Source organism: Exiguobacterium acetylicum (assembly GCF_022170825.1).
Classification (GTDB): domain Bacteria; phylum Bacillota; class Bacilli; order Exiguobacteriales; family Exiguobacteriaceae; genus Exiguobacterium_A; species Exiguobacterium_A acetylicum_B.
In genome coordinates, this window is sequence record NZ_CP081878.1 from 1,848,992 (window position 1) to 1,861,566 (window position 12,575).

Consider the following 12,575-nt stretch of genomic DNA (forward strand, 5'->3'; position numbering starts at 1 on the left):
TTTACGACTTTCTCTTCAATCTCACTTTATTATAGTGTGCCTCCATACATTTGGAGATATTCTGGTAATACTTTGACTGTAACTGGCGTATGGATGGCTTTTTCACCATCTGTATCGATGACTTTTGCATCTTTCGTTTTTAACTGAAAACCGCTCGTCAAGATGTGCGTAAAGGAAGGATCATTAGCAAGACCAATTTTTTGAAGGATTACATCGCGAATGGTCGTCAAGTTCACTTCATCGACGATGACTAAATCAAGTTTCCCATCGTTATACGCTCCATCGGACAAGTTTGTTTCGATTCCACCGAGCGATTCTCCATTTGCTGCAAGAATTAGTACCGCTTCACCGGTCATATGACGCCCTTCGTCTAGGATCAATTCATATTCGAATGGTTTTGCTTCTAGACTCGAACGGATAGTCGATAGATAATAACCCATCTTACCAAGACGTGCTTTTTCCTCTGTATCGATACCAATGGATGCTTCTGCGACAAGACCAACACCAAGGAAATTCAAAAAATAGCTATCTTCGACTTGTCCAAGATCGACTTGGACAACATGTTGCATCGCAATCGCTTCCGCAGCAAGGCGTGGCGCCATCGGTAAGCCAAGCGTTCGTGCGAAATCATTGCATGTCCCTCCAGGAATGATGCCAAGAATGGGTCGATCGTCTAGTTTTGCGACGCCGTTGATCGTTTCAAAGACAGTCCCATCTCCACCGATGACAACGACGGCGTCAAACGCGGACGAATCTTCCGCGAAGTGCATCGCATCCCCTGCTTGCTTCGTATTTTTTATGACGATTTCATCGAATAAGGTACTTAACGGTTCAATGACTTCTCCAAGTAATCCTGTACCATTCGTTCCGGCTGTAGGATTGCTGATCAGTAACAGTTTCATTGAATGATGCCTTCTTTCTTCAGGTAATCACGGGCGACCTCATTTGCTGTCTTCCCACCGTATGCGACCGCTTCATTCATCTTAGACATCTCTTCATCTGAAATTTTACCTGATAATTGCTCAAGTGCTTGTTTTACTTCTGGATACTCCTCGATCGTCTCTTGTCGCAGAAGAGGAGCTCCTTCATATGGAGGGAATAGTTGCTGATCGTCTTTTAAGACGACCATGTCGTATTTCGCAATCTCCGGATCTGTCGAGTAAGCATCAATGACATCGATCTCACCTGACTCGATTGCTTTATAGCGCAATTTTGGTTCCATCGTGACCACTTTCTGGAAATTAACGTCATATTTATCTTGAATCCCTTTATACCCATCCTGTCGGTCCTTAAATTCTAACGTGAATCCAGCCGTCAACTGATTCGCGACCTGTTTTAAATCAGAGATCGTCTTCAAATCGTAACGGTCTGCTAATTTCTTTGGAACAGCTACAGCATAGGTATTGTTATAGTTCATCGGTGGTAGCAAGGCTAAATCTTGTTTTTCAAGACCGGCTTTTGCCTGTTCATACACTTCTTTTGCATCATTCGACTTCGGTTTTTCATTCGTCAAACTAGCGAGCACCGTTCCTGTAAACTCTGGATACGCATCGATATCACCTGATTCGAGTGCCTTATAGACGAAGGTCGTCTTCCCGAAGTTCGGTTTGACTTGTACCGTCAAATCCGTTTCATCTTCAATGACAACCTTATACATATTCATTAAAATTTCTGGTTCTACGCCTAGTTTTCCGGCAACGACGAGATCCGGTCGTTCACTACGCCCGAACGCGAATGGAGCGGCGACGATTGCGACCATCAAGACGACTGCTGTCACGAGACGTGCTGTTTGTCGTTTACGTGTCGCGACTTCCGTTTGACGTAACAATCCGTCAAATAACAGGGCAAGGAGTGCTGCTGGAATCGCACCAAGCAACAGTAGATAATTATCATTGCGGTCAATCCCGAGGAGAATGATGGATCCTAATCCTCCTGCACCAATCAAGGCAGCGATCGTTGCCGTACCAATGATCAGTACCATGGCGGTCCGAATCCCGGCCATCATGACAGGCAAAGCCAACGGGAGTTCGACTTTCCAAAGGCTCTGCATCGGAGTCATTCCACACGCTCGTGCTGCTTCCTTGATCGAAGGATCGACTTCGGCAAGACCCGTGTAGGTATTACGAACGATTGGTAACAAGGAATATAAGACCAGTGCAATAATGGACGGGACTGTACCGATTCCAACGAGCGGGATCATCAGACCGAGTAATGCGAGAGATGGAATCGTCTGGATGACAGAGGTTACACCAATTGACCACTCACTCAGACGTTTGTTACGTGATAAGTAAATCCCGAGCGGAATAGCGATGACACATGCGATCAGCAAGGAAATGACCGATAATTGAATATGCTCGATTAACGCTTGAAGCAATTCCGTCTTCCGGTCTTGGTACGTTTCGATCAATCCATTCATTCGACACTCCCCCTAACTTGACGCATGAACTCTTGAACGAATGGATCGTTACTAGCTAGTACTTCTTCTTTCGTACCAATGAAAGCAATCTCCCCAGCGTTCATCAGACAAATGCGACTGCCCAGTTTTAATGCTTCGTTCATATCGTGTGTAACGAACAAGATTGTTTTGCCTAGTTCTTCGTTTAGATGCAACAAATCATTTTGCAATTGTTCACGTGAAATGGGATCAAGCGCAGAGAACGGTTCATCCATCAAGATGACATCTTGTTCTGCTGCGAGTGCGCGCATGACGCCGACACGTTGTTGTTGTCCACCAGAAAGTTCACTTGGGTATTTCTTTTTAAGTGATGTATTTAATCCAGTCAATCGGAATAATTCATCGACCCGTCGCGACACTTTTTCTTTATCCCACTTCAATAATTCGGGTACGACGCTGACATTTTCCTCAATCGTCATGTGTGGAAAAAGAGCAATCTGTTGCAAGACGTATCCAATTCGACGCCGGAGTTCATGTTCATTAATTGACATGATCGGTTCACCATCAATCCAAATTTGTCCCTCCGAGTGATCAATCAATCGATTAACCATTTTCATCGTCGTCGTTTTACCGCAACCTGAAGGACCAATCAAGCAAAAAATCTCACCTCGATCAACAGTAAAGTTGACGTGTTGTACTGCCTTTGTCCCGTCTGCATACGTTTTGCCGACATCCTTAAATTCAATCACGTATCATCCCTCGTTTCCCCTGTTTATTATCTTTGTAAAATTCCCCTTTCTCTGGGGTTCTAAAACCTATTCCGTTCATTTGTTCCCCTGTTTTTATAAATCTTTCCTTGAGTAGATAAATCATCGCAATAACAAAAAGGACGGTGGAGAATATCCACCGTCTGACTGTATGATGCTTTTATTCGAACGTCACCGTTACATGTCGGCGACCCCATTCTAACGCTTCTTGTTTAGAACCTACTAAAAGATCCATGATTTTCCCACGAATTGCACCACCCGTATCGAGGGCAATCGCATCTCCGAAACCTTCTACATGTACCTTAGTTCCAAGTGGAACGACTGATGGATCGACTGCTACGATTCGACGTCCTTCGTATGTAATCGTATTCGTGACGTCATAACCCGATGCCGTTAATGCACGACCATTATACAAGCGACTACCATTGTTTTCTGGATTTGTCGTATATGCTGTCGTCTCAAACGTTTCCGTCCGTTTCGAGGAAGAATTACTCTGTGCTTGCACATGACTTTGTTTCGTAGCTTGCTGCGCTTTCTTTTTAGCATCCAATTTAGCTCTCTGCTCTGTTTTAGCTTTCTGCTCTGCTTGTAAGCGTGCCTGTTTTCGTGCCTCTGCTTGTTCACGCTTCTCTTGAGCAGCTTGACGTTTCATCTCTAATGGATTTTGGACGATCGTTTTCTCCGTACCGATCCCGATTTGTGCGGCTGACGCTTCATGTTGCGGCAAAAGAATAAATATGAATCCCGCTATACAAAGGGATAAAAGGAATGATGTTCGTTTCATGTTGATGCCAACCTTTCTCGCCGTTTTACGACCCGGACAACGTATCACGGTGACAAATAGTTTGAAAAGCGAACACTATGAATTGAAATATATCTGTCAAAAAGTAACGAAATGGTTACACGCTTACAAAAAACGCTCTCATCCGTTGTGTAGCAACGTTTTTATATTTTGTAACCATTCTGTTACGATTTATTCTTTGTTACTCTTCTGTAATAAATGTATCTTTTCGATGTTTTCAGTCATTTCGTCCAATTCTTGCTTCACTCGTCTAAAGTAACAGTTTATTATTATTCACCTATCTGAATGAACATGAAAAAAGCACACCGTATCAACTGGTGTGCTCTCATGCATTATTTTGTTTTACGTTCTAATAGTTCAATTTCTGACTTTAATAACACTTGTTTTTCGAACTCCAAACCAAGTGACTCAAAGTTTTTCGTGTGAGATACATCACCAACGACCGTATTTGTCAATACAGCTGTCACTTCCGCAACCCAGCCATCTTTTGTTTTTACCATATCGCCAACGATATAATCGAATAACTCTTCTGTTTCTTCCATCTGACTCATCTCCTGACACGTTCAATTACAGTTAATCATATAAAATAACGACCGAAAAAGCTAGTCACGCGTTAATTGCGCCAAGAACTGGCGCAATATTTTAGCCGTAAGTCCCCAAATCAGATAGTCCCCATGCTCATAAAAATGCTCCGTGACCGTATACGTTCGATCCAAGTATGCTTCCCGATTCGCCATTCGTTCTGTTGGGACCTCTTTTCCAGGTCGGATCCGCCACTCCATATCCCCTTTGATTGGTTTTGAAGTCATTAACTCGTTTAACGATACGAGAAAGACATGATCGACTTCTGCTGGTGAAGGGGTAAAATCCGTCGCGTGGAGGATGCCGAGATACGGGTAAATGATCGACCGGTTCGGTGTCACAAGGGGTTCTAGCGTCCCAATTAGTTCAACTTCTGAAGCTTTGACATTTAATTCTTCGACCGTCTCGCGGATAGCTGCTGCTTTGGGGGATTCGCCCAAGTCGATTCGCCCACCAGGAAAGGCGATTTCACCTGGCTGTGAACGCAGTGTCTTGGCTCGTACTTGAAATAACAAATAGACTTCGCCATCCTGTTCGACCAACGGAACGAGTACGGCTGCCGCATGACGAGGTAAACGTTCTTCAGAATCTACATATTGCTTTCGGATATCGGCTAAGTTCACCTGTTTCATCGCCCTTCTTGTGCAACGTGTTGATAGGCCTCTTCAAGATGGCGCATACGAACGATGAGATCCGCATTTTTAGCAATTCGATCTGATAAGATCGATCCTGCTACCGTCTTGTAGTAGGCGTTTAAGGCATGTCGTTTTGTCAGGTGTGCCTCGTTCTGACGGATATATTCCTTAAAATTCGCAATTAATCGTTCTGTCGTAAAAAGTTGTTCGTTCACAAGTTTCATCCTTTCACACGTCGAGCGTGTCATCAATAGTTTAATGGTAACGAGTTTTGGCTAAGATGTAAATTAAGGGGGGTTATCCGTGAATAAAAAATTAGATGTCCTCATTATCGGCGCCGGACCAACCGGTTTAACACTCGCACTCGCACTCTCTCGCTACGGATTATCTTTCCGCATCGTCGAACGTGCAAGTGGACCATCTGTCGTCTCCAAAGCGATCGGTATTCAAGCACGTTCCCTTGAATTGTTCGCAAGACTTGGTGTGGCAGAAGAATTAATGGAAAATGCGATTAAAATCAATCAGGGAAACCTCTATGTCAATGGTGCATGGCAGGCAAAACTTGATTTTACTGATTTAAACACACCCTTTCCGTTCGTTACGCTGTTGCCTCAAAGTGAGACGGAACGGATTCTCGAAGCACGTCTTGCCACTTACGGTCATACAGTAGAACGAGAAACGGAATTAACGGGATTCGCCCAATTCCCAACCTTCGTCACTGCTTCATTACAACATAAAGGGGCAACGGAGACAGTCGATGCCTCTTTCATCATCGGAGCAGATGGTGCAAACAGTTTCGTCCGTCGAGAACTCGGACTTCCATTTAGCGGTAAGTCGTTTAAAGAATCGTGGGCGCTCGCCGACATTGAGGTCGATTGGCCTCTTTCTTCTGAGGAAGTACACATTTTCTTCTCTGATCATGGCGTCATCGAATCGTTTCCTCTTCAATCGAATCTGTTTCGCATCACCGGCAATCTAACAAGCGGACCTGTTCCGACGGATCATAATGCCATTGATGATTTTTTACAAAATCGAGCTAAAGTCCCGTTTAAGCTTAAAAAAGTCCACTGGTACTCGATGTTCCGCGTTCATAATCGGATCATCGAGAAGTTCGGACATCATCGCATCTATTTGATTGGGGATGCGGCTCACATCAATTCACCCGTCGGTGGTCAAGGAATGAATACCGGTATTGCCGATGCGATGAATCTCGCATGGAAACTTTGGTGTGTCCATCAGTTCAAGGCGAGCTTTCCGTTACTCGATTCTTATAGCGTCGAACGCCGAGAAGCGGCACAAGGCATTCTGAGATCAACGAACCTTGCGACGGAACTCTTGCAAATCAATATTCCTTTTTTATTACCGTTACAGGAAAAAGTCATTCGAAATAGCCTCAAAATCGCACCACTGCATCATTTCGTGACGAATCGAATCGCTCAGCTTAACAGTCACTACCCAGCGAGCTCAACATTTGTCACACAAGGACACTTCAGTCCATTGACGCCAAAACCAGGTGAACCGATGCCTTATAGTGAAGTCGTTCATCCGCGAACGAAAAAAAACGAGCTCTTGTTACGTCGTGCGGACCGGAACTTCTTATTACTATTGTTCTTACCGAAGAACGCATCCGATAATCTTCTTGAACCATTCAAGGAACTCGCCTATACCTATCCCGATCTCTTTGAAACAGTTCCGATTCACCAATCCTTAAAAGAAGATGGTGTCGTCGATCAAGGCGGTGAACTGGCACGACGCTTCGGTATCAAACAGTCCGGATTATACTTGATTCGCCCTGACGGTTATATCGCTTATCGCCAACAAGGCTTAAAAAGTAAATCATTCGCTCGGTATGTTGAACGTTTACTTTATGCGCGATAACTCGGTATGATAGTAGATGAGGTGAACATCTAAATGGATATACAACTGATCCGCACAGCTTTAATCATTCTTCTCATTATTGCGTTTCTTGTCATCGTCAGCAGACGAACAAAAGAAAATCTTCGCTGGTCACTTCTTGGAGAGGCTTTCGGTGAAAAAGGGGAAGATCTATTGAAGGACGCTGCTCGACTCGAGGCAGCTGAACTAGACATTCGTGTCGAACGTGGTATTAAGACTTCGTTTTTATTCCGACGTTTCAGCAAAGACTTGGATGATCGCGTTGCGGTCTATGTCTTAAAAGAAGATCTAGCACAAGCTGAGGAAATTCTTGCGACACGACCGAGACGTTAAATATCACCAAAAAGACAGTGAAGCGAATCGCCTTCACTGTCTTTTTTTATTCTTGGTGCTGGGCAAGATAAAATGCAACTTGCTTTCGTTCTTGTTCCTGAACGGGTGAAGATTTCTTTGACACGATGAATGCTCGTACATCTTTGAACGTATGCCCCGTCGGAAATTTAATGCGTTCCGTCCGCATCTGTGGTGCCTTCGGGAAAAGTGTCATAGCATGAATCGGAATGATCACACCTTGCTCCTTCAATGCTTTACGAACAGCTTGGACGATTCGCTTCGATTGACTAATCGGATGAGGCGTAAACAGTCTTTTTCCATGGACAGGATCCATCACGTAGCACGATTCCTCTGTCATCCATTCTACAGCAGCATCGTTTTGCAACAAGAGAAACAGTCCTTTTGGTCCAACTAAAGCAAAAGGAATGGTAATCGCGTCAGTTAGGCGAATGCGTTCAAATAACATCCAATCAAAACGACATACATGACGGATTTCATTACAGAGCGCATCTGTTTCGTACGTCGTCGTATTCACTTGTTTATTTCCGAAGAAACGGCGGCGTGGTAGTTCCGGAACCGAAGCTGTCATGACTTGTAACATGGTTCATCATCCTTTGTAGTATGTATTATTAGTTATCTTAACACCGTTTCCCTTCAGATGATGATTCTTTCAAAAAGAAGGCAATCAAAAAAGATATTCCTGACCGATCGGCAGAAATATCTTTTTGATTCATTAGTCTTGATGCGGACGTCCGAAAACCGCCTTCTCGAGATTTGAGATGCGACGCAACATGTCATAGTTGGATGAACTAGAGACTTGTGGCTCCGCTTGTTCGACACGGCGTTCCTCCCGCTTTTCCGGTTGAACAGGTGCTTGTTTCAACGTCTCATTCTCTTTCTTCAGACGCTCGATTTCACGTTCGAATCCTTCGTAATCTTTAATGATTTGATCCAAGTATCCATCGACATCCTCGATGACATAGCCACGGAGGCCGGTCTTGAATTCTTTTTTATAAATATCGTCCGCTGTCAACAATGGCTTATACATCCTCTTCACTCCCACTGGTCATTGTGTTGTAATTCTTGTTCGAGCCAAGATAAATCATCTTGTGTAATCAAAAACAACTGATAATCGGATTGTTCCATTTCCATTCTAGCACGCTCTACTAAAAATTTCGCTGATCCTCCATGTTCTTCATCAAAAACCGATAACAACCCTTGGCTTTTTTGAATCATGAATTCCGTTTTATTGCGTAACTGTGATGGATCCGTGTACGGTTTCTGACTAATTGCTTCCACAAAGTCAGCTTGTTCAAGGATTGAAAGGTACTGTGCTTGAACAGGTTCTTTCCAGCGAGCCTCCTGTTCTAGGAATGGCAAGAGAATGCCTAGACGAATATCTGGATACTCTTCCTTCAATTCCAGTATGACTTCGCATGCCCAGATTTCGCAACCCGGTGACGCACTCGTAATGAACCACTCCGTTCCACGATCTTCAATCAAACGAATCATCCGCTCTCGGTATGCTGCCTTTAAGACACGGATACCGGGATGTTTTTGATCGAAGATGCCTAGTTCATTTGGCTTGTATCCTGTGATGGCAACAACTTTCACACGTCACACTTCCTTTTCAACCGACGTCCTCGATGATCAAGCTCTGCTAAGATTCGTTCTTTTTTAGTAATTAACCAATGATGACGTTCGACTTGGTGTCGTGCTCGTTCAGTATAATCATAAGCAAGCACCGGATCTTTTGCAATGTGCTCCGCCCACTTCGCGAGTTCGATGTATCCCAAGTAACTATCACTCTTTAAGAAACAATCTCGAGCTTGTTCATAGTTCTTCATTTTTTTATGCAAATAGCCTTGGCGTAGCCATCCTTCTGGCGACAACTCTTTGACCTGTCGAAAATGAGCATGGGATCCTTCGTGGATTCCAAGATCCGCTAACCAAATCGCGATGTTTTCTTGAATCGGTGAAGGTGCCTCTGCCCGATGCGTGACGAGTCGGTTGCACGCATCATAGAGCCCAACGAGTGTCAGACAGTCATCAAGATGATGTTGCAAGACGCCTGTCATGATATCGGGATGCTGGTGTTCGACGTACTGGAAGTAATGCATCGGCGCTAAAAATCCAGGTAAGTCTCCTTCTCGTTCGAACCCGATTCGTTCTTCCATCGCTGTCAATCGATAGGAGTCGTACATCCCCTTGAAGATTCGCCGTGCAACATGCAGTAAATCGAGATGACCGACTTTTGGTAATCGCGGAACGCGTTCTCGTACGAAGACATGTCGTGTTTTGATTTGCGGCCAGTCAAAACTTTTACCGTTGTAAGTTACGAACCGGACATCATCTCCGATATCGTGCAGAAAGTGATGATAAAAGGCAGCTTCAAAGTGTGGATGTGGTAAGAAATACTGCCGCATCAGTAACCCGCCCTGCTCAAAGCGAGCAAACCCAAGCAAAAAGATCGTCGTTCCGGTTCCCCGCAATCCTGTCGTCTCCGTATCGAAGAAGATGACCTGCTCGAGCGGGACATCTAGCGCAAGCGGTGGATGCGGCAGTTGTAAGGACTCATACACTTCAGCAAAGCTTCGGTCTCCATGCCGATCTGTTAATGCATATCGCTTGTCAATCCTGACGATCCACTCTTCTTCAAACGTCAAGATGTCGGCCCCTCGATCAATCCAAGCCTGCTGCTCGTCGTTCCAGCTAACTGGTGTCTGCGCTGTTTCCGCCTCAGAAGTGGAGGACGCTGGAGCATCTGGTGCGACGTCTGATGTAGATTTCAGCATTCGTCTAAGACGATTTTTCATGATAGTTCCTTCTCCATTTCTGCTAATAGCTGAATCGTTCGTTCTTTCTCATCTGCGACACCTACCATACCGATACAAGCAGGACAGCCGTCCTGACAAGGACACGTGACGATCGAATCCCGTGCTGCACGTAACATGACACCGCGTTGCTTGTAGATCGACTGCGCAAGTCCAACACCACCAGGGTAACGATCATACAAGTAGACCGTCGGTTGTTGTGTGTGTGTCGCTTTGACTTGCGGCACGACGAAGACATCACTAGCATCACACATCAAATAAAGCGGTGCGACACGCCGTAGACTATTCGCGACGCCCTCTAACACTTGCTCGAGTTCCGTCGAGGAGCGTGCATGATCGGGTAAAGTGAACCAGACACCCGTTGTATGAATTTCTCGTTCCGGTAGGTGAATCGGACCCGATCCGATATTCTCATGAGTGCCGAACTTAATTTTCTTGAACATCGTCGCCATCCCACGAACGCTGACATCGCCACGGGCAACACTATATTCTCCATCTGCGTATCGTTCATCTTCTTCGAGTACGGAAAGGTCGACTGAAAAATTAGCATCTGTATAATAATCGACGTCTACAGCACGGACGAAGGCTTTTTTCTCTTCAAAATCCAAATGTTCGACTTGATATTGATCGGCTCCATGCAAATAGATCGCCTCGTCATGCAACAACGTCATTGCACTGAACGTATCCATCTCACCGATGACCCGATTCGGTACTTCGGTCTGATCGACGATGATGACGTTCTCTTGATCACTCGATCGAAGCGAAATCCCGTGTGCTGGGAACGCATCGTTCATCCAATAAAAGCGATCGCCTCGTTCGTGCAAGACGCGTTCCTCGACTAAGTATTCAAGGATATCCTCCGTCTCAAGCGACCCGAATGATTCTCCTTTTGTAAAGGGGAGTTCGAACGCTGCACATTTGACGTGATCGACAGCAATGATCAGGTTATCCGGGTCAAGTCGTGCTGCTTCGGGTGACTGGTTCAAGAACAGTTCTGGACGTTCTGCGACGTATTGATCGAGCATCCCGGAAGAAGCGACAAGAATGATCAACGCATCATCTTGGCGGCGCCCCGCTCGTCCTGCTTGTTGCCAGAGTGAAGCAATCGTTCCCGGATAACCGTTCATGATACAGACTTGCAGTTGACCAATATCAACACCAAGTTCGAGAGCATTCGTCGAGACGATACCCGTGATCTCTCCTTGGCGTAACCGACGTTCGATATCGCGACGTTCACTTGGCAAATAGCCTCCTCGATATCCTTCGATTGATCGTGGACCGAGTTCATGTGGGTAGATGCTTCGCAAATACGTCAGTAAGACTTCGACGCGGACGCGTGACCGTGCAAAGACGATTGTTTGGAACTTTTTTTTGATGAAACGCATCGCTAATTGTTTCGTCTCGAGTGTCGCTGAACGTCGTATCCCGAGTTGTGCATTGACGATCGGCGGTTGATAAACGAGAAAATGTTTACGACCAGTCGGTGCACCGTTGTCATCAATCAGACCGACTGATTTTTCTGTTAACCGCTCTGCTAACTCCTTTGGATTGGCAATCGTCGCACTCGTCATGATAAAGACCGGGTCACTGCCGTAATAACGACAAATCCGTCGGAGCCGACGAATCACATTCGCGACATGACTACCAAACACTCCACGGTACGTGTGTAACTCATCGATGACAATGTATTTCAAGTTCTCAAATAGTTCGATCCATTTGGTGTGGTGTGGCAAAATCCCGGAATGCAACATGTCTGGATTCGTAATGACGATGTTTCCTGCTTTTCGCACTTTTGTCCGAATCGTGGGAGATGTGTCGCCATCATAGGTAAAACAACGGATTGGCGCTTCTAATTGATCAATCAGTTCCAGTAACTCACTATTTTGATCTTGTGCGAGAGCTTTTGTCGGGTAAAGATACAACGCTCGCGCGTTCGGATGCTCTAGCAAATGTGATAAGACCGGTAAGTTAAAACAATAGGTCTTTCCTGAAGCGGTCGGCGTGACGATGACCGTCGACTCTCCCGCTTGTACACGTTCATACGCTAGCCCTTGATGACGGTATAACTGGTTTATTCCACGTGTACGTAGCGCTTGCCGCAAACGTTCCGGTAGTTGTTCTGGAAAATCGACGTAGCGTCCAGCTGTCGCTTCCATCGTTTTCATATACGTAATCCGCTCCATGAACGAGCGGTCCTGTTTCAGTTCTTCGAGAAATGCAACGAGCGTTTGTTTCGCTTGCATGCCTTCACTTCCTTCCACTTCTCATTATACAAAAAAAGAGGCAAGACCAAAGAACGATCTACTCGTCTTTGGTCTTGTCTGCTTTACA

The 12,575-nt window shown here is 45.3% G+C and carries 14 protein-coding genes; 2 read left to right on the forward strand and 12 right to left on the reverse strand.

Annotated features, from left to right (window positions below; genetic code table 11):
- Positions 1-29: 29 nt before the first annotated feature.
- The 7 genes from K6T22_RS09760 to yvfG form a co-directional block, all read right to left on the reverse strand.
- A complete protein-coding gene (locus K6T22_RS09760) occupies positions 30-902 on the reverse strand; it encodes a diacylglycerol/lipid kinase family protein (protein WP_238236759.1) in 873 nt (290 codons plus the stop codon).
- The gene (locus tag K6T22_RS09765; protein WP_238236761.1) at positions 899-2,416 is read right to left on the reverse strand and encodes an ABC transporter permease/substrate-binding protein; all 1,518 of its coding nucleotides are present in this window, start codon (positions 2,414-2,416) and stop codon (positions 899-901) included. The genes K6T22_RS09760 and K6T22_RS09765 overlap by 4 nt, the downstream gene beginning before the upstream one ends.
- Positions 2,413-3,144: an ABC transporter ATP-binding protein gene (locus K6T22_RS09770; RefSeq protein ID WP_283205677.1), complete on the reverse strand. Its 732-nt coding sequence runs from the start codon at positions 3,142-3,144 to the stop codon at positions 2,413-2,415. The genes K6T22_RS09765 and K6T22_RS09770 overlap by 4 nt, the downstream gene beginning before the upstream one ends.
- 178 nt (positions 3,145-3,322) lie before the next feature.
- On the reverse strand, positions 3,323-3,946 hold the full coding sequence (locus tag K6T22_RS09775) for a 3D domain-containing protein (RefSeq protein WP_238236762.1): 624 nt from the start codon (positions 3,944-3,946) through the stop codon (positions 3,323-3,325).
- A gap of 350 nt (positions 3,947-4,296) precedes the next feature.
- The gene (locus tag K6T22_RS09780; RefSeq protein ID WP_238236764.1) at positions 4,297-4,506 is read right to left on the reverse strand and encodes a hypothetical protein; all 210 of its coding nucleotides are present in this window, start codon (positions 4,504-4,506) and stop codon (positions 4,297-4,299) included.
- Between the two features lie 60 nt (positions 4,507-4,566).
- Complete coding sequence (locus tag K6T22_RS09785) at positions 4,567-5,178, reverse strand: NUDIX hydrolase (RefSeq protein WP_238236773.1); 612 nt, start codon at positions 5,176-5,178, stop codon at positions 4,567-4,569.
- Positions 5,175-5,396 (reverse strand): protein YvfG, encoded by a 222-nt coding sequence (gene yvfG / locus K6T22_RS09790; RefSeq protein ID WP_023468603.1) that lies wholly within the window; start codon positions 5,394-5,396, stop codon positions 5,175-5,177. The genes K6T22_RS09785 and yvfG overlap by 4 nt, the downstream gene beginning before the upstream one ends.
- An 88-nt stretch (positions 5,397-5,484) precedes the next feature.
- Here yvfG and K6T22_RS09795 point away from each other — a divergent pair, with 88 nt between their 5' ends.
- Both K6T22_RS09795 and K6T22_RS09800 read left to right on the forward strand, forming a co-directional pair.
- Positions 5,485-7,059, forward strand: a complete 1,575-nt coding sequence (locus K6T22_RS09795) for an FAD-dependent monooxygenase (RefSeq protein WP_238236776.1) — start codon at positions 5,485-5,487, stop codon at positions 7,057-7,059.
- A gap of 33 nt (positions 7,060-7,092) precedes the next feature.
- Positions 7,093-7,410, forward strand: a complete 318-nt coding sequence (locus K6T22_RS09800; RefSeq protein WP_238236777.1) for a hypothetical protein — start codon at positions 7,093-7,095, stop codon at positions 7,408-7,410.
- 46 nt (positions 7,411-7,456) lie between these two features.
- On the opposite strand, the gene K6T22_RS09805 is transcribed toward K6T22_RS09800, so the two are convergent.
- From K6T22_RS09805 to K6T22_RS09825, 5 genes are all read right to left on the reverse strand, one after another.
- On the reverse strand, positions 7,457-8,011 hold the full coding sequence (locus K6T22_RS09805; RefSeq protein ID WP_238236779.1) for a nuclease-related domain-containing protein: 555 nt from the start codon (positions 8,009-8,011) through the stop codon (positions 7,457-7,459).
- Positions 8,012-8,143: 132 nt separating this feature from the next.
- Complete coding sequence (gpsB, locus tag K6T22_RS09810) at positions 8,144-8,458, reverse strand: cell division regulator GpsB (RefSeq protein ID WP_238236781.1); 315 nt, start codon at positions 8,456-8,458, stop codon at positions 8,144-8,146.
- A 5-nt stretch (positions 8,459-8,463) separates the two neighbouring features.
- On the reverse strand, positions 8,464-9,024 hold the full coding sequence (locus K6T22_RS09815) for an SLOG family protein (protein WP_238236782.1): 561 nt from the start codon (positions 9,022-9,024) through the stop codon (positions 8,464-8,466).
- Positions 9,021-10,226: a ribonuclease H-like domain-containing protein gene (locus tag K6T22_RS09820; RefSeq protein ID WP_238236784.1), complete on the reverse strand. Its 1,206-nt coding sequence runs from the start codon at positions 10,224-10,226 to the stop codon at positions 9,021-9,023. Before K6T22_RS09820 ends, K6T22_RS09815 begins: the two co-directional genes overlap by 4 nt.
- Positions 10,223-12,487, reverse strand: a complete 2,265-nt coding sequence (locus tag K6T22_RS09825; RefSeq protein WP_283205678.1) for a DEAD/DEAH box helicase — start codon at positions 12,485-12,487, stop codon at positions 10,223-10,225. Before K6T22_RS09825 ends, K6T22_RS09820 begins: the two co-directional genes overlap by 4 nt.
- Positions 12,488-12,575 lie beyond the last annotated feature (88 nt).